Below are 19,134 nucleotides of genomic sequence, written 5' to 3'. Positions count from 1 at the left end.
GAGCAGTGGAGGAACGAACCGGGAGGCCGGACCGATGTTCGAGGGTTTCGCATCCGAGGTGGTCCGGCTCCCGGAGTCGTCCGCCTTCGTCCGCCACGGCGGCGACGGGCCGCCCGTCGTCCTGCTGCACGGCCACCCCAGGACGTCGGCGACCTGGCACCGGGTCGCTCCCCGACTGGTCGAGCGCGGCTTCACCGTCGTCTGCCCCGACCTGCGGGGATACGGCCGCTCGCGTGGTCCGGCGTTCACCGCCGACCACGCGGGCTACGCCAAGCGCGCTGTCGCACAGGACGTGGTGGCGGTCATGCGCCACCTCGGTCATGAGCGGTTCATGCTGGCCGGGCACGACCGCGGAGGCAGCGTCGCGCTGCGTCTGGTGCTCGACCATCCCGAAGCGGTCCGGCGCGTGGCACTGATCGACTGCCTTCCCCTCAGCGAGCATCTGTCCCGGAGCACCGCGAAGTTCGCCACTCAGTGGTGGCACTGGTTCTTCTTCGCCCAGCCGGACATCCCCGAGCGCGTCATCAACGCCGATCCGGACAGCTGGTACCACGGCGACCCGCGGATCATGGGACAGGAGAACCACGACGAGTGGCGCGAAGCCACGCGGAACCCGGACGTGGTCCGGGCGATGCTGGAGGACTACCGGGCGGGGCTGACCATCGACAGGGGGCATGAGGAGGCCGACCGCGCCGCCGGAACACGGATCGCGTGCCCGGCGCTGGCGCTGTGGTCGCTCCGGGACGACCTGGAGGACCTCTACGGCGACCCGTTGAAGATCTGGGCCGACTGGGCCCCCGACGTAACCGGCCACGGAATCGACTCCGGCCACCACGTGGCCGAACAGGCCCCGAAGGAACTGGCCGAGTCGTTGAGCGACTTCTTCCAAGCCTGACGTGTCCGGCTGCCCCAAGGCCCGCCCACCCAGGGGCGGGCGGGGCGCCCCAGCCACAACCGACCCGCACCGCGGTCGCGAACACACCCTCAGGAACGCCCCGGTGGGCGAAGCCCTCAGACGTCTACGTAACAGCGAATGACCGTGCCGCCGGGGCCGGTGTGAACGCGTACCAGATCCGTGAGGTAGTTCACCAGCAGCAGTCCCCGCCCGCCCAGTTGCGCGGGCGGCGAAGGCCGCCGCCCGGCGAGCGGATCCTTCAGCTGCCCCTCGTCGCGCACCTCGCACACCACCTGGCCGTCCTCGGCCCACACATACACCGTGCCCGAACCACCCCCGTGCAGCACGCTGTTGGTGGTCAGCTCCGCCACGACCAGCGCCAGGTCGTCCAGCCGGACGCCGGACAGACCGAACCGCGCGGCCCGCTCGGCCACGAAGTACCGAGCCGCCGGCAGCTCGTCCGCCCCGAAGACGTACCCCTCCGCCCCCTCCACGACCGCCAAGGGCTCGTTGTACCGCTCGACCACCCGCTCGGGCGCGTAGGACGGGCTGTTGCGCTGCCGGCCGTTGGAGATCACGACCGGATGGGTCGCGTACGCGTCGGTCAGCACCTGCTCGCTGAGCCCCGCCTCGTCGTACGGACAGAGAATCGTTGCGTCCCGTCCCTCGAACGCGGAGTTGATCAGCGCCTCGTGCTGCACGCAGGCCGGGTACTCCACGCCGGTGCGATCGGGCCAGATCGGCTCGCCGATGATCCGGACCCGCGCCTTCGGATGGGCGTCGGCGAAGACGCGCAGCACCTTGGGGATGATCCGCCCGGGGTTGCGTCCCGCCTGCGTCATGTCGATGAAGCGCACGTCCGTCGCGGCGTCGCCCAGGGCGGAGCGCAGAACGTCCAGCTTCGGACCGGGTACGGCCACCGCCACCGGTTCGCCGGCCGCCAGACCCGCACGGACGAACGGCACGGTGCCGTCCACGTACTCCTCCTCGCCCCGGTAGAAGAGGGCGGGATGCACGAACGACTGGGAGGGCGGGGCCGTCATCGCGCCACCACCTCGACGCCCGGCAGGTCGGGCCAGAACATGTCCAGTACCCGTCCCACGGCGGCAGGCGGCTGTTCGATCATGATGCGACGTCCTTCAGGAAGACCTTGAGCCGCCACCGCGAGGGCGGAGACACCGGCGACGTCGACGAAGGTGACCGCCGAGAGTTCCAAGTAGCACACCTCCACATCCTCCAGAGCCAGCCGGCCCAGCGCCCGTTCCCAGGCGGTGCGCGTGGCCAGACTGACCTCGCCCGCGGCCTGCCAGCCCGTCCGGCCCGCCAGTGGCCGCACCTGGAGGGTGCCCGTGGACCGCGCGGACGACACGTCCGGCGGGTCCGCCTCCCACGCTCTGTCCACGCTGACCACCCCTGGAGTGTCGTCGTTTGCAGCCCAGTATTCCCTCTCCGCAGCCCTCGCGAAGCCACAAGGGCAAGGAAGATCCGATCGGGTGCCGCTTCGTTTCGGGTGCTGCTCCCTTGCCGCTTCCGCGGTGGGACGCGGACCGGCTTCCGCTCCCCGGCACGCGGGAGGAGGGGGGGCGGAAACCACCCCTTCGCCGAAGGTGCGGTCAGGGCCGGACGGGCTTGCCGCGTCCCCAGGCCCAGGCCGGCCGGTCGGCGCCGGACCGGTTGGTGGTGACCGGACGGCCCCCATCCTGAGTTCGCGGAACGTGTCGGTGACGGCTTGCAGGTAGTTGACGAAGTTGTTGTCGGGTGCGCACCTTGAGGTCGGCGACCTTCGCGGTCCTGGGCCCGACGATCGGTGGCCGGGCGTCGGGAGCCGGAGGCGGGATCAGCCCTGGTAGGGCTGCTGTCCGTGGGCCTGACCGCTCGCGCCCTGCGCCTGCAACTGCTCCGCCTGCTCCTTGCCGATCTTGTGCTGCGCGCCGCAGAACGTGCACTGGGTCGCGTACTTCGTCGAGACGGGGAACAGCGGGACGAAGAAGAGGGTGAACTTCGTGACGCGCTTGCTGAGCGTGTGCGCCGCGGGGTTGCCGCACTGGCCGCACACCAGGGTCAGTATCGCCAGCTGGTAGAGATATCCCTTGGTGCCAAAGATGATCATGCGGTGGTTCCTTTCGGGCGGGCCGTGTCCGGCGGGGCGGGGCAGTGCCGGTGAGCGAAGGTGTGCGCTCACCGGTCACGGTCCCGCCTCCCAGTCTCGTGCACGGTGTGCCCGGCGCGTCGTGCCCGGCTGACGGCACTCCCGCTGTCGCGGAGCCGACCTCCGTGGATCAGATACCCATGGAGGCCATCTCGATCGCCGAGCGGTAGTTCGCCGCCGCGGTCACCACGCAGGCGCGGTACGTGCGGTTGTCCTTCACCGCGAGGAAATAGTCCTTGAGGTTCTTCCAGTAGTTGAGCAGGTAGCCGACGCCCGGGACGAAGCCGGCCGGCCGGGGCACGAGGGCGAAGGCCTCGGAACACCGGAGGATCTCGCCGGTCGCGGTGGAGAGCACGTCGGCGACCTCGGGGTTCATGTTCCAGCCGGCGGCCAGGTCCGCGTTCCAGATGGCCGCGGCCACCTCGCGCAGGTGGGCTTCCTCCTCCGGGGTGAAGCTGCTCCGGCCGAACGCCGCCCCGGCCGCCGCGGTCGGGGGTGCCGGAGCCGTGGCCGGTCCGGCGACGGCCGAGGCCGCGGTCCCCGAGACGCCGAGGAAGAGTACGGCCGCCGTGAGTGCCGCCGCGTACGTGACCTGTCTGCCGCCCATGCTGATCGGTCCCCTCTGTGGATGTGCCCGGAGTCTGCCGCCCGGAGCGTGCTGCCCGGGGCGGACCGACGCTGTCATGTGCCACACAAAGGGGTCAACGGCGACATCCTGCCAGCCGTACCGAATGCGGCCGAAGGGTGATGCTTGACGGCGTGACAGCCAACTGGACGTCAGGCGAGCCCAGTTGCGGATATGAGGGGCAGGAGGGGGCGGTCGGGGAGGGCGGGCGGTACACGTTCCAGAATGCCGCCCGCGAACACGTCGTACAGCGGCAGCGTCTCCAGGTGGACGTATCCGATGTGGCAGTCGCACAGTTCCTTGGGGCAGGGCCGGGGGCCGAGCGCGGCACGGTAGGAGCCGTCGTAGAGGTTGCCCAGTTCGGTGCGCACGAAATGGCAGCGGCGGACCGTGCCCTCACCGTCGACCGACAGGACCGACTCGCCGGTGCGGCACGGCATGCCCGCGGAGCGGTGCGGGTGCCGACTGAACGGGAAGAGGGGGTCCAGCTCGGTCCACTCGGCGGCTTGAGCGTCCGTGTAGGTGTGCCCTTCGGCGGCGTTGACCCACAAGTAGACGTGTCGCGGCAGTTCCGTGCGCAGCCGTCGCGCGTGCTCCAAGTGGTCGGGTACACCTACGATTCCGACACTGAAACGGACACCGAGGCCGGCCAGGGTGTGCGTCTTGGCCAGGAAGCGTTCGTACGGTGTCTGTCCGGGGTGGTAGGTGCACCACAGGGCGACGGTGTCGAGATCCGCGTCCCTCAGCCAGTCGGTACGGCAGCTCAGATTGGTCTGGATGGCGACCCGTTGTACGTGTGGCTGGTTCGACAGGTCCACGAGGGCGCGGCGGTACCAGGAGCGCACCAGTCCCTCGCCCCACGGGGTGAACAGCACCGAGAGGCGGTCCTGTCTCTGCTCGTGCGCCCAGCCGCTGAAGCGCTCAAGTGCCGTCCGGTCGGCGCGCAGCTGGGCCGTGGAGTCCCGCCGCTTCGCGAAGGGGCAGTACGGACAGTCGTAGTCGCAGGAGGAAAGGGGGCCGCGGTACAGCAGTGTGAGGTCCACCGGCGCTCACTTCGTCTCGTAGGCGGCCATGGCCTCGCGCACGGCCGGTGAGAAGAACTCGGGGCCGATGGCGTCCGAGTGCGCGAGTCCCTCGGCGGAGAGGCGCAGCAGCTCCGGCCGGGCGTCGTCGAGCCAGCCGCGGCCGACGAGGGTGTCCAGCTCCGCAGGGAAGTCGTCGTACGGGTCCGTACCGAACCGCAGGCGGTAGTCGGTGACGGGCAGACCCTCCGCCTGGAGCAGCGACTGCAGCAGATGCCGGCGCCGTGCCTCGTCCTCGTCGACCCGCCTGCCGTGCAGGGCGCGGGAGAAGTCCTCCGTGGCGGTGTAGTCGTCGATGATGCCCCGGATCTCCCGCATCGACACCGCGTAGTCGAAGGAGTAGTGCAGCCGCGAGGTGTACGAGCGCGCGCCGCAGCCCAGGCCGATCATGCCGTCGGTCTGGCACGCGTAGTCGTCCGGCCCCTGCGGCGGCGCGTCCGCCCGCCGGAACATCCGCATCGACACCTGCTCGTACCCGTGGGAGAGCAGATGGTCGCGCCCCTCCCGGTAGCGGCGCAGCCGTTCCTCGTCCCACTGCCGGTCGGCCGTGCGCCCGTCGCTGTGGCGGCCGAGACCGGTCAGCGGACGTATGTAGAGGGGATAGAGGTAGACCTCCTCGGGGCGCCAGGACAGGGCCGCGTCGAGGGAGTACAGCCAACTGGCCGCCGTCTGACCGTCGATGCCGTAGATCAGGTCGATGTTCAGGACCGGGATGGCCGCCTCGCGGACGCGTCCCAGTGCCGCCTCGACGTCGCTTCTGCGCTGCGGGCGTACGGCGGCGCGGGACTCCTCCTCGACGAAGCTCTGCACACCGAGGCTCAGACGCGTGGTGCCGCGCTCGGCCAGCACGGCCAGCCTGTCCGCCGTGGCCGTGGACGGCGAAGCCTCCACGGACAGGGGAACGGCCCGCAGGTCCACGCCCATCTCCTGCTCGGCGATGTCGCACAGCCGCTCCAGCTCGGCGGCCTCCAGGTAGGTCGGAGTGCCACCGCCGAACGCCGCGTTGGCGAAACGCGGCGGCTCCTCGTCACCCAGAGCCTCGCGGACGGCGGCGGCCTGGCGCCGCACGGCGTCCAGATAGCGGCCTGTCAGCCCGTCCGGCGCGCCGATACGGGTGAAGAGGTTGCAGAAGCCGCAGCGGATCTCGCAGAACGGGATGTGCAGGTAAAGGGAGAGTGCCTGCCGGGACTCTCCGGCCCACAGGTCCGCGAGCCGGGGACGGGGGGTGAGCGGCCGGTAGGCCGTCTTGTGCGGATACGCGTATGTATAGCTCTGGTAGGGGCGCGGCAGAGCGACGGAGGTACCCGAAGAGGTGCCCACGGAAGCGTGTGCCGAAATGTGGGCGGAGGCGCCCGCGGCGGTGTTCGCACCGGTGCCCGCGGAGGTGATGACGGTCATGTGGGCGGCTCCAGGAAGAAGTGGCCGTAGGGCACGGTCCACACGGATTCGTGGCCGAGGCGGTGGCCGGTGTAGCCGTCGTCCCCGTAGGCGGTGCCGTGGTCGGAGCAGACGATCGCGAAGCAGCGGCGGCGCGAACGCATCGCGTCGAACAGCCGCCCCACATGACGGTCGATGTACTCCAGTGCCGCGGCGTGGGTGAGGCGGCTGTCGCCCGCCTCCCGGGTCGCGCCGGGGAGGTGGAACCAGTTCGGCTGGTGCAGCGCGGAGGCGTTCAGGAAGAGGAACAGCCGCTGCTCCGGCGGCAGTGCGGAGACCGTCTGCTCGGCCCGTGCCACCTGCGCCTCGAAGGAGGTCGGAGAGGCCACGGAGAACTCCGGCTCCCAGTAACTCTCCTGGAAGTAGCCGGGCAGTACGTCGCCCAGGGCGCCCTGCTTGTTGAAGAAGCCGACGCCACCGATGCACACCGTGCGGTAGCCGCGCGCGGCCAGCGCGGACACGACGTCCGGGGTCTCGAGGACGAACGTGCGCTCCGCCGTCGTCTCGCTGCCCGCGAACCGGGCCGCGAACAGCCGCGGATGCGGTCCGGGCCCGGCCGGCGTGGGGAGGAAGCCGGCGAACATCGCCTGGTGGGAGGCGTAGGTGAAGTTCCCCGGCGCGTGCCGCTTCTCCCAGGTGCCGCCCGGGAGATGGGCGGTGAGGTTGGGCAGCCGGCCGGCCGCGGCGAGCTCTACCGCCACGTCGTGGCGGAGGGTGTCCAGGGTGAGGAGCAGCAGGTCGTCCCGGCCCACGACCTCGTTCATGTCCGGTGTGGTGGTGGACGTACCGGCAGTGGCGTCGCTTCGGTCGTCCGGGAGCGGTACGGGGTCAGGCTGTGGCATGGACTGTCCTTGGCAGGTCGTGCGGTGTCGCGGGCGGGCCGGGCTCCCTGGCGGGAGTGGTGGGAGCGGGGCGCAGGTCGCGGCACCAGGAGCCCGCCGCGGCGAGCTGCGCGGCGTACGTGTCCCGGCCCTCCGCCCCGCTGCCCGGCAGGCCGGTGAGCCGGGGGAGCAGGTCACCGAACGCGTTGACCTCGCCGACGGCGAAGCGGCGCCAGCCGATGGCGGGCAGCAGGTCGACGCCGACACACAAGGTGCCGGGGAAGCAGGCGGCGGCCTGCTCACTCACCTCGATGGCCGTGGCCCACCGGTCACCCGCCAGCGCGCGCACGGCCGCCAGATCGCCACGCGTCCCGCCGAGATGGAGGTTGGTCAGCGGGGAACGGCTGGTGCGGACCACGGCGTGCGTAACCCGGCCGGCCACGACCACGATGCGCAGATCGGCCGACCGGCCGCCGAGTGAGGCCTTAGGCAGCCACCGTTCGACGTGCAGCCCGTCGGGGGCCAGGGTGTCGACGATCGCGGCGATCTCCGACTCCGACGTGTACCGGCGCACCCGCAGCGAGTTGTACAGACGGCCGTCCTCGGCGCGCTCCACCGAGGTCGTCGCACGGATCCGGCCCGCGGCGGCGGTCTCGACGGCCAGGACACCGGAGGCGGACGAGCCGTGGGCGAGCTTGACGAAGGCGCGCCGCATGCCCGCCGCCGCCATGACGTCCCGTACGTCCGACCACCCCCGAACCGGCGGGAGGTCGCCGGCACCGGACGTCGGGGACGGCGGCACCGGCACGTCCGCGCGCGCGAGCCGGTCGTGACACAGCCGTTTGTCGAACATCACCGCCAGATCCGCCGGGTCGTCGAGCCGCAGTCCGCCGCGCAGCGATCCCACGCAGTCCAGGAACCGCGCGTACCACCGCGCGGAACCCTCCACCCGCGTCGGATCGTCCGCACCGCGCAGCAAGGCGTCCACCTCGGCGTCCTCACCGGGGGAGTCGAGGCGCACGATCTCGTCGTCGGCGAAGGCGTGCCCGCCGTCGCGCAGGACGTCGAGCCACTCGACTACCCGGGGCGTGCCCTGGCCGGCGGCCTCGGCGGCCGTGGTGAAGAGCCCCACCCTGCGGTTGTCCCAGTTGGCGACGACCACCCACTTCGGCGGTGCGTCCGCCGATCCCGTACGGCGCATGCCGTTCCCCCTCCCTGGTCCGGACTTCGCGGCGCGCTACTCGCCCACCGCGACGAAACGCCAGACCTCGCCGTCGTCGTCCTCGTCGGACTCGGCGTCGTCCTCGTCGACGTCGACCTCCACACCGGCGGGTTCGAGGGTTTCCAGCAGCCGGGTGCGCAGGGCGGGGCTGAGGTAGTTGTGGTGGAGGTCGAGCTTCTTGAGGTGCGTCAGCGGCTGACCGGTGAGCAGTGCCGTCGCGCCGTCGTCGGTGAGCACACCCATGGAGACGTCGAGCTCCTCCAGGCGCGCCACCACGGGAGCGGACGCGAGGGCCGAGCAGATGGCGTCCTGGATCTCGCTGTTGTGCAGGGCGAGCCGGGTGAGAGCGGGCAGCCTGGTGCCCGCGAAGAAGGGTTCGAGGTCGGCGATGTCGCAGTCGCCGCCGTACTCGGACGTGCCGAGCCACAGGTCGAGTTCGACGAGGGCGGGCAGGTCGCAGGCGGCGATGGCGCGCACCGCTTCGACGGGCAGCCCGCCGGTCTCGACGGTCAGCTTCCGCAGCCGCTCATGACGGACGGCGGGGAAGACCAGTCCGTTGCCGCCGCGGACCCCGAACTCCTCCAGATCGGGGAAGGCTTCGAGGAGCGGACCCATGTCGCCCTGTGTGATCCAGGAGATCTCGGCCTCCTCCATCACGATGTCGCCGACGAACAGTCCGCGCAGCGCGGGCAGCCGGTCGCGGGCCGCCACCAGCGCCTTGACCACCTCGTCGGGGGCCGAGTCGTACACGTCGCTCCACGCGCCCACGACGATCGCCCGCACCCGCTCGGTGTCGACGGCCGCCACGAAACGGCCGAAGGCCTCTTCCCACTGCTCGTCGGAGTCGTAGGAGTTCACCGCGATGTGCCAGGCCACCGACTCGGGCGACGGAAGCGAGGACGCGTCGGGCGTCGGGTCGTCGACGCCCGGGAAGCTGAAGGCCGGCAGGCCGTGGAACTCCTTGAGATGGTCACCGATGGTCATGCGCGCCTGCTCCTTCGTGCTGAAGTCGGTGGGTCGGCAGTCGTGGGTCCTGATCCCGGCGCGCGCCGACCGCATCCAGGTACCGGAGTTCTACCAAGCCCCACTGACAACGGATGGATCAGGGGTCCTCCTGCTGCACCCGACCGCCGTCCGACTGCCGTCCGACCACCGTCCTGCGCATGGCTGAGGGCGGCGCCCCATGCCCCGCACAGGCCATGTGACCTGCGAGCGAGGGCGATTGTCAGTGCCCGCCTCTACGGTCCTTCCCATGGCACACGGTGTGCCGCAGCGGGAGGAGACCCATGTACCGGCAAGGAGACGTCCTGATCGTGGCGCTGGCCGAGAGCGCGGTGCCGCAGCACGCGGCCGACGCGGCGTCCGAACCACGCGACGGCCGCGGCAGGCTCGTCCTGGCACTCGGCGAAGTCACCGGCCACGCCCATGCGGTGGTCGGTCCCGGACGGCTCGTCCGCGAGGCCGGCCTGTTCGGGCCGATGCTGCTGCACGTGCCTGACGGCGCCCGTGTCGTCCACGAGGAACACGCGGCGATCTCCCTTCCGAAGGGCTGGTACCGGGTGATCAGGCAACGGGAGTACGTGCCGGGCTCGGTGCGCGTGGTCGCCGACTGACGAGAGAGACACCTCGGACGCGCGGAGAGCGCGTCGCAGGACCGGGCGGCACGGGGGTGCGGCCCGGAACGGTACTTGGGGAGAGGAACGGCGTTGATGGAGCAGGGCAGTTGGCGGGCGACGGCGGCGGCGACGGGGCCGGGGGACCGGGCGGCGGCGGAGGAGGGCGTCCGGCTCGCCTACCGGCGGGCGGGACTGGCCGGACCGGAGCGGATCGTATGGACCCGCTCACCTCGCGAGGCGGTACGGACGCTCATGGCGGCGGCGCGTCCGGACGCCCTGGAGCCGGAAGCCTCGGAGCCGGACGTCCCGGAGCCGGACACCTTGGGGGCGAGTGTCCGCGCCGCCGTGCTGGGCGAGCCGTGGGCAGCCGAGCGGGCGCGCCTGCACGGGGAACTGGGTCCGGCGGGATGGAGCGGCCACTGGCGTGCCACGGGCGCGGGCCTGTGGGAGTCGACCCGCACCCTGGTCGACCGGGTGCGGGCGGGCATCGTCGACGAACTCGCCGCCGACCGGGCGCAGGAGACGCAGATCCGCCTCCTTCTTCTGGACGCGGCACTGGGACAGCATGACGCGGCCTGGCTGTGCGCGTTCGACTCCGGGGAGGAGAGCCCCCTGGACGGCCTGGCCGCTGTCGCGCGCCAGGCGGGCTGGTGGTGGCCCTACGAGAAGGTGGCCGTCATCAGCGAACGCCCCCTGACGCTGCACCGCGACGAGGCCGGACGCCTGGACCGCGGCGACGGCCCGGCACTCGGCTACGCGGACGGGTTCGAGCTGTACGCGTGGCGTGGAATGCCCGTCCCACGCGACTTCCTCGACGAGCTGACCAGACTGACACCGGAGCGGATCCGCGGCGAGGAGAACGCCGAACTGCGCCGCGTGATGCTGGAGTACTACGGCTACGACCGCTATCTGGACGAGTCCGGCGCGGTCCCCGTCCACCGCGACGGGACGGGCGTGCTGTGGCGGGTCCAACTCGTCGGAGACGAGGACGTGGTGATGGTCGAGGTCGTCAACTCCACACCGGAACCGGACGGCACGAGCCGCACCTACTGGCTGAGAGTGCCGCCGTCGACCCGCACGGCCCGCGAAGGCGTGGCATGGACGTTCGGCATCGGCGCGGAGGCGTACGAGCCGGTGCGGCAGACGTAGGAACCCGGGCGGGGAAAGAGTCGGTCAGGGCGTCGGCGGCGAGTCGTCGGAGCCGCGCTCAAGCCTGATGTCGACGGCGACGGGGAGGTGGTCACTGCCGGTGGCGGGCAGGGTCCGCACGTGCGACACGGTGGCCGAGCGCGCCAGGACCTGGTCGATCCGGGACACGGGGAAGGAGGCCGGCCAGCTGAAGGCGAAGGCCCGCCCTGCCGAGCCCGTACGGTCCATCCGTGAGGTCACCGGATCCAGGCCCCGGTCGTCCAGGGTGCTGTTGAGGTCACCGAGCAGGATCACCCTGTCCAGCCTCTCGGCGGCGAGGGCCGCACCCAGCAGGCCGGCGCTCTCGTCCCGCGGACCGGAACCGAGACCGCCCCAGCCGAGACGGACCGAGGGCAGGTGGGCCACGTACACCGCGATGTCGCCCCAAGGAGTGCGAGCCGTGGACCGCATCCCACGGCTCCAACCCTCCTCGATCGCCGCCGGTTTGATGTCCACCCGGCGAACGTCCGACAGGGGATGCCTCGACCACAACCCGACCGTTCCCTCGACCGCGTGGTGGGGGTAGTCCGGTGCCAGGGCTTTCTCGTAGGCCGGCAAGGCGGCGGGGGTCAGCTCTTCCAGGGCGACGAGATCCGGCGCGGCCTTGATCAGGGCGGCCGCGGTGCCCGCGGGATCGGTGTTCACGTCACTGACGTTGTGCTGGACCGCTGTGAGGTCGTGGGCGCCGCGGTCCTCCGGCAGGAGCCGTCCGCCGAACGCCTGCCCCCATACGGCCACGGGCAGTACCAGGGCCACCAGCGCGGTCGCCGAGCGGCGCAGCAGAGCGAGAACCAGCAACAGGGGTACGGCCAGGCCGAGCCAGGGCAGAAACGTCTCCAGCAGGCTGCCGAAGCGGCCCACCGTGTTGGGCACCACCGGATGGAAGGCCAGCAGGGCGGCCGTCAGTACGGCGAGCGACGCGAGCACGCGCCCACGCGTCCAGGACGACCGGCCGTCCGCGTCCGGGCCCCGAGGCCGTTGAGGCGGTCGTCGCCAGGAGAGTTTTCGGTGCCATCGGCCGGGCGCCGCGGCCTTCGTCCTCGTCGCCGCGCTGCCGTTCGCCGTCCGCTGCACCGAGCCCCACCCGTATCCGTCCCGGGATCCCGTGTCCGTCCCGGAACCGTTCTTCGCCCCGCCTCATGAGCACGACGTGCCTGTAACGACGCTCAGCACGGTGATCAGGTTCCTGCCACGGCCGCCCCGGACCGGGGGAGGGCGGGACGACCGCACGCCGACAGGCCCGTCGGAGCAGAGCTCCGACGGGCCTGCGAGCAGGTGCCTTGGCGGCGTCCTGTCGCTCAGAGACGACCGCCACTGAGACGGGAAAGCGGGCCTCGCTGCCGCAGACCGGCACGCCGGCCCACGGTGTAGGAGCAGAGGACCACAGCCGCGGTCGCCGCGCCGGCGCCGGCCGCCACGACCTTCCTGGCCTTCAGGAGGGTCCAGGCGAGGCCGGCCTTGCCGACTGTCTGCTGAGCGGCCGTGGAAACACCGCCCTGCACCGTCCTGGCCGTTTCCTTGGCCTTCTGCGACGCGACTCCGCCGAGGTTCACCAGGGCTTCCCTGCTGCCACGGCCCACGGCCCCGGCAGCCTCCCCGGCGTTCTTCACCGCCTCGGTGGCGGCCTTCTGTGACTCCTTCGCGGGCGCCGTGGCACCTTCGGTCACGGTGGTCTTCGCCGCTCGCGCATGCGCGGTGGGCGACTGTCCGTTCGTGGTTTTGTTGTTCGCTCCAGCCATGAACACCGGGTATCCGGCTCTGCGTTCGGCAAACGGGAATTGCGTTCTACACCTTCACGGTCTTCACGCTTTCCCGTCGCACGCGTGTGCAGAGCGGGCCGCGGATGCTGATAGACTCGATCTTGAGCGAGCCGCCGAGTGCGGCGCCTCTCGCGTCGGTGGTCCAAGGAAAGACGCCCCGCTTCCTGCGGGGAAATGCAGGTGCAAGGCCTGCCCGGCGCTCGACAAGACCCCACCCGATGTTCTTCGGGTGGGGTCTTCGCGTTGCTTGAGGGCGGGCCGCTCGATCGAGGTCAGCGTCGTCCACGCAGTTTGCCCAGCAGCCGCTGGGCCTGGGCCCGGCGACGCGGATCGGCGGAGGCGCGGCGCGCCTGCTCGATGGTGCGCCGTCCCTGCGGGCTCCGGGCGAACTGCTTGATCTTGTTCATGATGCCTGCCATGGCTCTACTCCTGGGCCGGGGGCGGTGGTGCGGTCCGTGCACAGTCCCGTATACCCCGCCGCGGGGAGACCACAACGGCAACCGGCCTCCACCTTGCCCGGAACCCGGAACCCGGAACCTGTAACCCGGAACCTGGCGGCAGCGGCGCGAGACACCTGGGTCACAGGGCGAGGGTGTCGGTGAGGTGCACGGCGTAGCCGTCGTCCTCCATGAGGAGAACGGTGACGCCGAAGGGGGAGGGGTGGTCGAGATCGAGCGGAGTGAAGGAGTACGTGAGAGCGGCCTGGATCGGCGGGGCGAGCGTGCCACCGGGCTGCGGCCCCGGGGCGGGCAGCCACACGGGCTCGGCCGTGTCCGGACCCCCGGGCGAGGAGTCCACGGGCCGGTGCGTGCAGGGGAGTTGATGCAGTACGTGACCGTCCTTCGTGGCGTGCACCAGATTCAGACAGGGCGCCGGGCCGATGACCGGAAGCCCGCATCCGGTCGCGACGTTCTGCGTGTCCCAGGCGAGCACGACCTCGTCCGCGCCTGCCGCCGCGGCGACGTTCGAGAGCTCGACGATCGCGCTCATGGAGTCCTCGCCGGTCTCGGCCGGGCGCAGCCAGACGAGCCCCACCAGTTCACCGCGGACCAGCGGCATGATGACCGGGCGGGGCGCCCTCCCCTGGGCCAGATCCGCGGTGTACGCGTTCTTCATCGATGCGACCAGTGCGTCCCACGTCTGGGTGTCCACGGATTTCCCCTCACCAACAGCCTGTTCACGAGCGACGCAGAGCCTGTCACGGTGGCCCCGTCCCGCGCCAGCGGCCCCGGCCGGGAGGCCGCGGAGCACGGTCGGCCGGGGGTGGACTACTGAGCGGGCTGTTCGAGGTGGTCGGTGACGAGCGCGGCGAACTCGTCGGGGGTGGCCAGGCGGATGCCGAGGGTCTCGGCCTTGGCGCGCTTGGATCCGGCGCCCTCTCCCGCCACCACCAGGGTGGTCTTCCTGGAGACACTGGAGGAGGAGCGCCCTCCGGCCCGTTCGACGAGTTCGTTCATCTGGTTGCGGCTGAGCTTCTCCAGTACGCCGGTCATCGCGCCGGTCACCACCACCGTCATCCCGCTCAGCGGCCCGCTCGCCGGCGCCGGCGAGTCCCCCGTCCCTTCAGAACCCCCTGAGCCGGCCGGGCCCTCGGCACCTCGGTCGCTGCCCGAGGCGGCCTCGGAGTCCTCGGTCGTCGGCGCGCTCGGGGGAGTGGCGCCGGGCTCGGTCATGTTCATCCCGGCGGCGACGAGCTTGTCGATGAGCGGGGCCAGTTCGGCGAGTTCGGAGACGATGGACGGGGCCTTCTCCGTGCCGATGCCCTCGACCTGCTGCATCGACGCGGCGTCGGCCGCGCGGACGTGGTCCATCGTGGCGAAGTGACGGGCGATGCGGCGGGACATCGACCGCCCCGTGCCCCGTACGCCGAGCGCGCACAACACCCGTGACAGCGGGCGCCCCTTGGCCGTGGCGAGCGCCGCGAGGAGGTTGTCGGTGCTCGTCCCACCCATCCGCTCCAGATTCAGGAGCTGGTCACGGGTGAGGGTGAACAGATCCGCGAGATCGCTGACCAGGTTCGCCTCGACGAGCTGGACGACGCGGGTGTGGCCGAGACCCTCGATGTCGAGCTGATCACGGCCGGCCGCGTACGAGAGGGAGGCGACCAGATGGCAGTTGCGGCCGTTCTCGCAGCGCCAGCGCTGCTCGCCGGTGTCGATGCCGCTCCCGCACCGCGGGCACACCTCGGGGAAGACGACGGGCTGTTCGTCACCCGTGCGCAGGTGGGCGACGGGCGCCTCGATACGGGGGATGACGTCACCGGCGCGGTGGACCATGACGTGGTCGCCCAGGCGCAGGTCGCGCCGGGTGATGTCGGCCGGGTTGTGCAGGGTGGCGTAGGTGATGGTGGCCCCGTCGATGACGACCGGTTCGAGTACGGCGCGTGGGGCGATGATGCCGGTACGGCCCACGTTCCACTCGACCTCAAGGAGCCGGGTGATCTTCTCCACCGCCGGCAGCTTGTAGGCGATGGCCCAGCGCGGGGCACGCGAACCGGATCCCGCGGCCTGCTGGTCGGCGGCCAGGTCGGCCTTGATGACGATCCCGTCGATGCCGAACGGCAGCGAGGCGCGCAGCGCGGCGATCTCCCGCACCCGGGCCAGGACCTCCTCGGCCGTTTCGGCGGTGGTGCCGGGTACGGCGGTGCCCGCGGTGGTGTTCACCCCGAGTTCCGCGGCGCGGTCCATCAGTTCGCTGTGGGACAGCTCGCGCAGTGGCCCGGCCTGCCCGGCGTCCGTGTCCGGCAGGGGCAGCAGACCGTAACCGAAGAACGTCATCGGCACGGTGTAGGCACGTTCCTTGGCTCTCAGGGTGCCCGCCGAGGCGCCGCGCGGATTCGCGAAGGGCTGTCCGCCGTGCGCCGTGCGCACCTCGTTGGCGTGCTCGAACTGCGCCGTGGTCATCAGGACTTCACCGCGCACCTCCACCGTCACGGGCTGGGCCAGGACCTCCGGCAGGCCCTCGACGGTGCCGATCGCGTGCGAGACGTCCTCCCCGGCCGTGCCGTCCCCGCGGGTGATCAGCCGCTCCAGGCGGCCGGCTCTGTACCGGGCGGCGATCGCCAGGCCGTCGAGCTTCGGTTCGACGCTGAACCGCTCCACGTCGTGGCCGACGCGCCGGGCCAGCGACGCCGTCCAGGCGGTGAACTCGTCGGCCGAGAACACGTTGTCCAGACTGAGCATCGCCACCGTGTGCGGCACATCGCCGTCCACCGCGCCGCCGGCGACCTTCCCGCTCGGCGAGCCGGGCAGCACCTCGTCGGGATGCTCCGCCTCCCAGACGGTGATGGCGCGCACGAGCCGGTCGTAGGTGTCGTCGTCCATCGGCGAGGTGCCGCCCGTGTAGTAGGCGGCCGATGCCTTCACGGCGTCCTCGACGGCCTGTGCGTAGGCGACGGCATCCACGATCACTGCAACTGGTGAGGTCATGCAGGTCATCCTGCCTGCCACCACTGACAACGGCTCCGGCCCGGACGCCGGACACGGCGTGCTCCAATGGGGGATGACATCCTTTTGGACCGGTGAGCGAGTGCGGCTGCGCGGTGTCGAACCCGACGACTGGACGGCGCTCATGCGCTTCGAGGCCGACGAGGAGCGGCTGGGGGACCTCGTGCGGGCTCCCCGCTCCGCCGAGGGCCATCGTGCCCGGGCGAAGGAACTGGCGCTCGCCGGGCCCGACGGCGACCGCTTCGTCCTGCTGGTCGAAGCCGTCAACACGGGAGAGCCGGTCGGTGTGGTCGGCTCGCACCACGCCGACGCGCGCGCGGGCTGGTTCGAGTACGGCATCTCCCTGGGCGCGGAGCACCGGCGCAGGGGATATGCGACAGAGGCCGCGACACTGCTGCTGCGTTACATGTTCGCCGAGCGGCGCTTCCACAAATGCCAGGCGCACGTCTTCGCACACAACGAGGCGTCGCTGTCACTGCAAGGCAGGCTCGGCTTCATCGAGGAAGGGCGTCTGCGTGACCACGTGTTCTTCGCCGGCCGGCATCACGACGTGGTCATGATGGGCATCCTCGCCGACGAGTTCACCCACCTGCACCCGGCCGGTCGGACCGAGCTGTGACCGACCGCGGACGCCTTGGGCCGTCGGCGGCCCCGGCACGCGATGGCGTACGCGAACGGGCGCCAGTGAGCGTGCCGGCAGCCTCGGGGCCGGGCGCCGACGAGGAAGGTCAGCCGGCCGCCGCGGTGGGCTCGGCCTTGGCGGGGGCCTCGGTGGTGGCGGTGTAGAAGACCGAGGATCCCTGCTTGTTGCGGTGGGCGCTGCTCCTGGCGACCAGGTTTTCGAGGGTGGTGCGCACGACGGTGGTCTTGATGGTGCGCTCGGGGTGGGCCGCGGTGAGCGCGGTGGTGATCTCGGCGGCGGAGCGCGGCTCCTTCTGCGCTTCGAGGTGGCCGCGGATCAGGTCGACGAGGCTCGGCTGAGCGGTTGTCCTCGGTGCCTTGGCCGCGCTCTTCCGGGCCTCCGGCTTCTTGGTCTCGGCCTTCTTCGCGCCCGTGGCAGCAGCCTGCTTCGGCTTGGCGGCCTTGACCTCCTTGGCGGCCTTGGACTGCTTGGTCCGGGCGGAGGACTGACTCGGCACGGAGGGTGCGGCGGGGGTGACCCCGGCGACGGGGCTGGTGCCGCCCAGTGCCTGGTGCATGTTCACCAGCACCGTGTGGTCGTGCTGCAGAGCCAGCAACTGCTCCTGCAGGCCCGAGATGTCCGTCGCGATGCGCTCCTGCTCTTTGCTGTTGCGCTCCAGGTCGCTGGTCACCTGTGCGATGTACTGCGAGGTGAGTTCCGTGGTGGAGATCTGGTTCTCAGACATGAGTGGAGCCTTTCTCGGTCCCCCGGCACATGTGCGAAATGGGGCTGCACGTCCGTGCGCGAGTGGAGAGCGGGATGGTGTCTGTCGGGGCTGGTCCGTCCGAAGGACTCAACTGCGCGCTTTGCGCCAGTGTAGAGATAGTACGCATGTGTGGAACGGGCTGTTCCTGACATGTGTCATGTGCTGACTAGTGAGGTGGTGTTCCCGGTGTGTTGCCGTCGGTCCGGGACCACAGGTCGGTGTGCCAGTCCAGGTGCCGGGCGAGGTCGTCGTCGGCCGGCCGCGACGCGGGGGTCCCCCGGCCGGGACGGGGCGAAGGGGGAGTGCCTCGGGAGATGTTGCCGCTGACGGTGACGTTCTCCTCGACGCGCGGACGACGGAGTGACTCGTAGAGCGAGAGCGCGGCCTCGGTGTCGGGAGCGTCGCGCAGGGACTTCGCGAGAACGACCGCGTCCTCCAGTGCCATGGAGGCCCCCTGCCCGGTGGCGGGGGAGGCCGCGTGGGCCGCGTCGCCGATGGTGAGGACGCGACCGGAGCGCCAGGGTGTACCGGTGGGGATCTCCGTGGCGTTGGTGACCATGAGGCGGTCGGTGGTGGCCGCGACGACACCCGCGGCAGGGGTGGTGTCCTTGCGCAGCAGCGGCAGGAGCAGCTCGCGCCAGTGGCCGGGTGTGCCTTGGGCGATCTCCTCGGCGGCCAGGGGTTCACCGGCCACGCGCGCGAACCAGTACGTCTCCCCCGCGGGCGACACCGCGTAGCCGAAGGCGGTCCCGCTGCCCCGCACCATGGTGATGCGCTCGCTCTCCCCGGCGTTCTCCTCGGCGAGGAGCGCGTCGTCGGTGTAGCCGTAGAAGACACGCTGTCCCGCGTAACGGGGCTGTACGGCAGGGGCGAACCCCTGCCGTACGACGGAGTTGAGTCCGTCCGCTCCGACGAGCAGGTCACCGGTCGCGGTACTGCCGTCGGCGAAGTGCGCGGTGACCGCGTCCTGGGTGTCCTCGACGGACACCAGACGCGCTCCGTGCCGGATGCCGATGCCCCGGCGAGCGGCCTCCGCCTGCAGCGCGGTGGCGAGTTCGCCACGGTGCAGGCACCGGTACCGCAGGAGCGGGTCGCCGGCCTCGCCGAGCGGTACGTGGGCCACCGTGGCGCCCGTGTCGTCGAGGACACGCATCGAACGCAGGGGGAAGCCGACCGCCGTGACCGCGGCGGAGGCGTCGATCTGGGCGAGGGCCCGCATGCCGTTGCTCGCGAGGGTGAGGAACGCCCCGATGTCCTCGGCCGAGTCGGGATGAGCCTCGTACACGGTGACGTCCGTACCCGCCTTGTGCAGAGCCAGCGCGGCAGCCGTGCCGGCGATCCCGCCGCCGATGACAAGTGTGCGCACCACTTCGTATCCCCCACTCATACGTGTACGGAGCCTCCGTCGCACTGTATGCCCGCACCTCCATGTGTGCCTCCCGCGAGGTGTGAGGGCTGTGGCACGCCATTGACGGAAGGGGAATCAGACCACCGACTTCGCACAT

20 protein-coding genes are annotated in these 19,134 nt (G+C 71.2%); 4 read left to right on the top strand and 16 right to left on the bottom strand.

The window, feature by feature from the left end; all coding sequences use genetic code 11:
• The first annotated feature begins 34 nt into the window (after nt 1-34).
• The gene (locus ACH4DZ_RS31825) at nt 35-895 is read left to right on the top strand and encodes an alpha/beta fold hydrolase (RefSeq protein ID WP_398290948.1); all 861 of its coding nucleotides are present in this window, start codon (nt 35-37) and stop codon (nt 893-895) included.
• Between the two features lie 116 nt (nt 896-1,011).
• Here ACH4DZ_RS31825 and ACH4DZ_RS31820 read toward each other — a convergent pair whose 3' ends face one another.
• The 9 genes from ACH4DZ_RS31820 to ACH4DZ_RS31780 all read right to left on the bottom strand — a co-directional run bounded on the left by ACH4DZ_RS31820 (nt 1,012) and on the right by ACH4DZ_RS31780 (nt 9,215).
• On the bottom strand, nt 1,012-1,938 hold the full coding sequence (locus ACH4DZ_RS31820) for an anti-sigma factor RsbA family regulatory protein (RefSeq protein ID WP_398290946.1): 927 nt from the start codon (nt 1,936-1,938) through the stop codon (nt 1,012-1,014).
• Nucleotides 1,935-2,297, bottom strand: a complete 363-nt coding sequence (locus ACH4DZ_RS31815; RefSeq protein ID WP_398290944.1) for an STAS domain-containing protein — start codon at nt 2,295-2,297, stop codon at nt 1,935-1,937. Before ACH4DZ_RS31815 ends, ACH4DZ_RS31820 begins: the two co-directional genes overlap by 4 nt.
• A 435-nt stretch (nt 2,298-2,732) precedes the next feature.
• A complete protein-coding gene (locus ACH4DZ_RS31810) occupies nt 2,733-3,005 on the bottom strand; it encodes a zinc-ribbon domain-containing protein (RefSeq protein WP_398290942.1) in 273 nt (90 codons plus the stop codon).
• A gap of 169 nt (nt 3,006-3,174) precedes the next feature.
• Nucleotides 3,175-3,651 (bottom strand): hypothetical protein, encoded by a 477-nt coding sequence (locus ACH4DZ_RS31805; protein ID WP_398290940.1) that lies wholly within the window; start codon nt 3,649-3,651, stop codon nt 3,175-3,177.
• Nucleotides 3,652-3,821: 170 nt separating this feature from the next.
• On the bottom strand, nt 3,822-4,712 hold the full coding sequence (locus ACH4DZ_RS31800; protein WP_398290938.1) for an STM4011 family radical SAM protein: 891 nt from the start codon (nt 4,710-4,712) through the stop codon (nt 3,822-3,824).
• 6 nt (nt 4,713-4,718) lie between these two features.
• Nucleotides 4,719-6,149: an STM4012 family radical SAM protein gene (locus ACH4DZ_RS31795; RefSeq protein ID WP_398290936.1), complete on the bottom strand. Its 1,431-nt coding sequence runs from the start codon at nt 6,147-6,149 to the stop codon at nt 4,719-4,721.
• Nucleotides 6,146-6,952: an STM4013/SEN3800 family hydrolase gene (locus ACH4DZ_RS31790; RefSeq protein WP_398291117.1), complete on the bottom strand. Its 807-nt coding sequence runs from the start codon at nt 6,950-6,952 to the stop codon at nt 6,146-6,148. Before ACH4DZ_RS31790 ends, ACH4DZ_RS31795 begins: the two co-directional genes overlap by 4 nt.
• A gap of 64 nt (nt 6,953-7,016) precedes the next feature.
• Complete coding sequence (locus tag ACH4DZ_RS31785; RefSeq protein WP_398290934.1) at nt 7,017-8,210, bottom strand: STM4014 family protein; 1,194 nt, start codon at nt 8,208-8,210, stop codon at nt 7,017-7,019.
• A gap of 36 nt (nt 8,211-8,246) precedes the next feature.
• Nucleotides 8,247-9,215, bottom strand: coding sequence for an STM4015 family protein (locus tag ACH4DZ_RS31780; RefSeq protein WP_398290932.1), 969 nt, complete (start codon nt 9,213-9,215; stop codon nt 8,247-8,249).
• Nucleotides 9,216-9,517: 302 nt separating this feature from the next.
• Here ACH4DZ_RS31780 and ACH4DZ_RS31775 point away from each other — a divergent pair, with 302 nt between their 5' ends.
• Together ACH4DZ_RS31775 and ACH4DZ_RS31770 are read left to right on the top strand one after the other, a co-directional pair.
• Nucleotides 9,518-9,844, top strand: coding sequence for a hypothetical protein (locus ACH4DZ_RS31775; RefSeq protein ID WP_398290930.1), 327 nt, complete (start codon nt 9,518-9,520; stop codon nt 9,842-9,844).
• Between the two features lie 96 nt (nt 9,845-9,940).
• Nucleotides 9,941-10,996, top strand: a complete 1,056-nt coding sequence (locus ACH4DZ_RS31770; RefSeq protein WP_398290928.1) for a DUF6745 domain-containing protein — start codon at nt 9,941-9,943, stop codon at nt 10,994-10,996.
• Nucleotides 10,997-11,020: 24 nt separating this feature from the next.
• Here ACH4DZ_RS31770 and ACH4DZ_RS31765 read toward each other — a convergent pair whose 3' ends face one another.
• The 5 genes from ACH4DZ_RS31765 to ligA form a co-directional block, all read right to left on the bottom strand.
• The gene (locus tag ACH4DZ_RS31765; protein ID WP_398290926.1) at nt 11,021-11,962 is read right to left on the bottom strand and encodes an endonuclease/exonuclease/phosphatase family protein; all 942 of its coding nucleotides are present in this window, start codon (nt 11,960-11,962) and stop codon (nt 11,021-11,023) included.
• A gap of 371 nt (nt 11,963-12,333) precedes the next feature.
• Nucleotides 12,334-12,774, bottom strand: a complete 441-nt coding sequence (locus tag ACH4DZ_RS31760; protein ID WP_398290924.1) for a hypothetical protein — start codon at nt 12,772-12,774, stop codon at nt 12,334-12,336.
• Between the two features lie 293 nt (nt 12,775-13,067).
• Nucleotides 13,068-13,214, bottom strand: a complete 147-nt coding sequence (locus ACH4DZ_RS31755; protein WP_189767551.1) for a hypothetical protein — start codon at nt 13,212-13,214, stop codon at nt 13,068-13,070.
• 160 nt (nt 13,215-13,374) lie between these two features.
• Nucleotides 13,375-13,947: a hypothetical protein gene (locus ACH4DZ_RS31750; protein WP_398290922.1), complete on the bottom strand. Its 573-nt coding sequence runs from the start codon at nt 13,945-13,947 to the stop codon at nt 13,375-13,377.
• A 116-nt stretch (nt 13,948-14,063) separates the two neighbouring features.
• Entirely contained in the window at nt 14,064-16,223 is a 2,160-nt protein-coding gene (gene ligA, locus ACH4DZ_RS31745; protein ID WP_398290920.1) for an NAD-dependent DNA ligase LigA, read from the bottom strand.
• 73 nt (nt 16,224-16,296) lie between these two features.
• On the opposite strand from ligA, the gene ACH4DZ_RS31740 reads away from it, so the two are divergent.
• On the top strand, nt 16,297-16,860 hold the full coding sequence (locus ACH4DZ_RS31740; RefSeq protein WP_398291115.1) for a GNAT family N-acetyltransferase: 564 nt from the start codon (nt 16,297-16,299) through the stop codon (nt 16,858-16,860).
• Nucleotides 16,861-16,969: 109 nt separating this feature from the next.
• Here ACH4DZ_RS31740 and ACH4DZ_RS31735 read toward each other — a convergent pair whose 3' ends face one another.
• Nucleotides 16,970-17,608 carry a hypothetical protein gene (locus tag ACH4DZ_RS31735; RefSeq protein ID WP_398290918.1) on the bottom strand — a complete coding sequence of 213 codons (639 nt, stop codon included), beginning with the start codon at nt 17,606-17,608 and terminating at the stop codon, nt 16,970-16,972.
• A 187-nt stretch (nt 17,609-17,795) separates the two neighbouring features.
• Nucleotides 17,796-18,998: an FAD-dependent oxidoreductase gene (locus tag ACH4DZ_RS31730; RefSeq protein ID WP_398290916.1), complete on the bottom strand. Its 1,203-nt coding sequence runs from the start codon at nt 18,996-18,998 to the stop codon at nt 17,796-17,798.
• Between the last annotated feature and the right edge of the window lie 136 nt (nt 18,999-19,134).

This window comes from Streptomyces sp. NPDC017991 (genome assembly GCF_044328075.1).
Lineage (GTDB): Bacteria > Actinomycetota > Actinomycetes > Streptomycetales > Streptomycetaceae > Streptomyces.
Note: the sequence above shows the minus strand (reverse complement) of the source record. Positions and strands in the feature narration are given on the sequence as shown.

Excerpts from the sequence above, each read along its gene's own strand:
- ACH4DZ_RS31760 (WP_398290924.1), bottom strand. The coding sequence starts at position 12,774 with ATGGCTGGAGCGAACAACAAAACCACGAACGGACAGTCGCCCACCGCG.
- ACH4DZ_RS31755 (WP_189767551.1), bottom strand. The coding sequence starts at position 13,214 with ATGGCAGGCATCATGAACAAGATCAAGCAGTTCGCCCGGAGCCCGCAG.
- ACH4DZ_RS31820 (WP_398290946.1), bottom strand. The coding sequence starts at position 1,938 with ATGACGGCCCCGCCCTCCCAGTCGTTCGTGCATCCCGCCCTCTTCTAC.
- ACH4DZ_RS31790 (WP_398291117.1), bottom strand. The coding sequence starts at position 6,952 with ATGAACGAGGTCGTGGGCCGGGACGACCTGCTGCTCCTCACCCTGGAC.
- ACH4DZ_RS31825 (WP_398290948.1), top strand. The coding sequence starts at position 35 with ATGTTCGAGGGTTTCGCATCCGAGGTGGTCCGGCTCCCGGAGTCGTCC.
- ACH4DZ_RS31810 (WP_398290942.1), bottom strand. The coding sequence starts at position 3,005 with ATGATCATCTTTGGCACCAAGGGATATCTCTACCAGCTGGCGATACTG.
- ACH4DZ_RS31780 (WP_398290932.1), bottom strand. The coding sequence starts at position 9,215 with ATGACCATCGGTGACCATCTCAAGGAGTTCCACGGCCTGCCGGCCTTC.
- ACH4DZ_RS31805 (WP_398290940.1), bottom strand. The coding sequence starts at position 3,651 with ATGGGCGGCAGACAGGTCACGTACGCGGCGGCACTCACGGCGGCCGTA.
- ACH4DZ_RS31785 (WP_398290934.1), bottom strand. The coding sequence starts at position 8,210 with ATGCGCCGTACGGGATCGGCGGACGCACCGCCGAAGTGGGTGGTCGTC.
- ACH4DZ_RS31775 (WP_398290930.1), top strand. The coding sequence starts at position 9,518 with ATGTACCGGCAAGGAGACGTCCTGATCGTGGCGCTGGCCGAGAGCGCG.
- ACH4DZ_RS31770 (WP_398290928.1), top strand. The coding sequence starts at position 9,941 with ATGGAGCAGGGCAGTTGGCGGGCGACGGCGGCGGCGACGGGGCCGGGG.
- ACH4DZ_RS31795 (WP_398290936.1), bottom strand. The coding sequence starts at position 6,149 with ATGACCGTCATCACCTCCGCGGGCACCGGTGCGAACACCGCCGCGGGC.
- ligA (WP_398290920.1), bottom strand. The coding sequence starts at position 16,223 with ATGACCTCACCAGTTGCAGTGATCGTGGATGCCGTCGCCTACGCACAG.
- ACH4DZ_RS31740 (WP_398291115.1), top strand. The coding sequence starts at position 16,297 with ATGACATCCTTTTGGACCGGTGAGCGAGTGCGGCTGCGCGGTGTCGAA.
- ACH4DZ_RS31735 (WP_398290918.1), bottom strand. The coding sequence starts at position 17,608 with ATGTCTGAGAACCAGATCTCCACCACGGAACTCACCTCGCAGTACATC.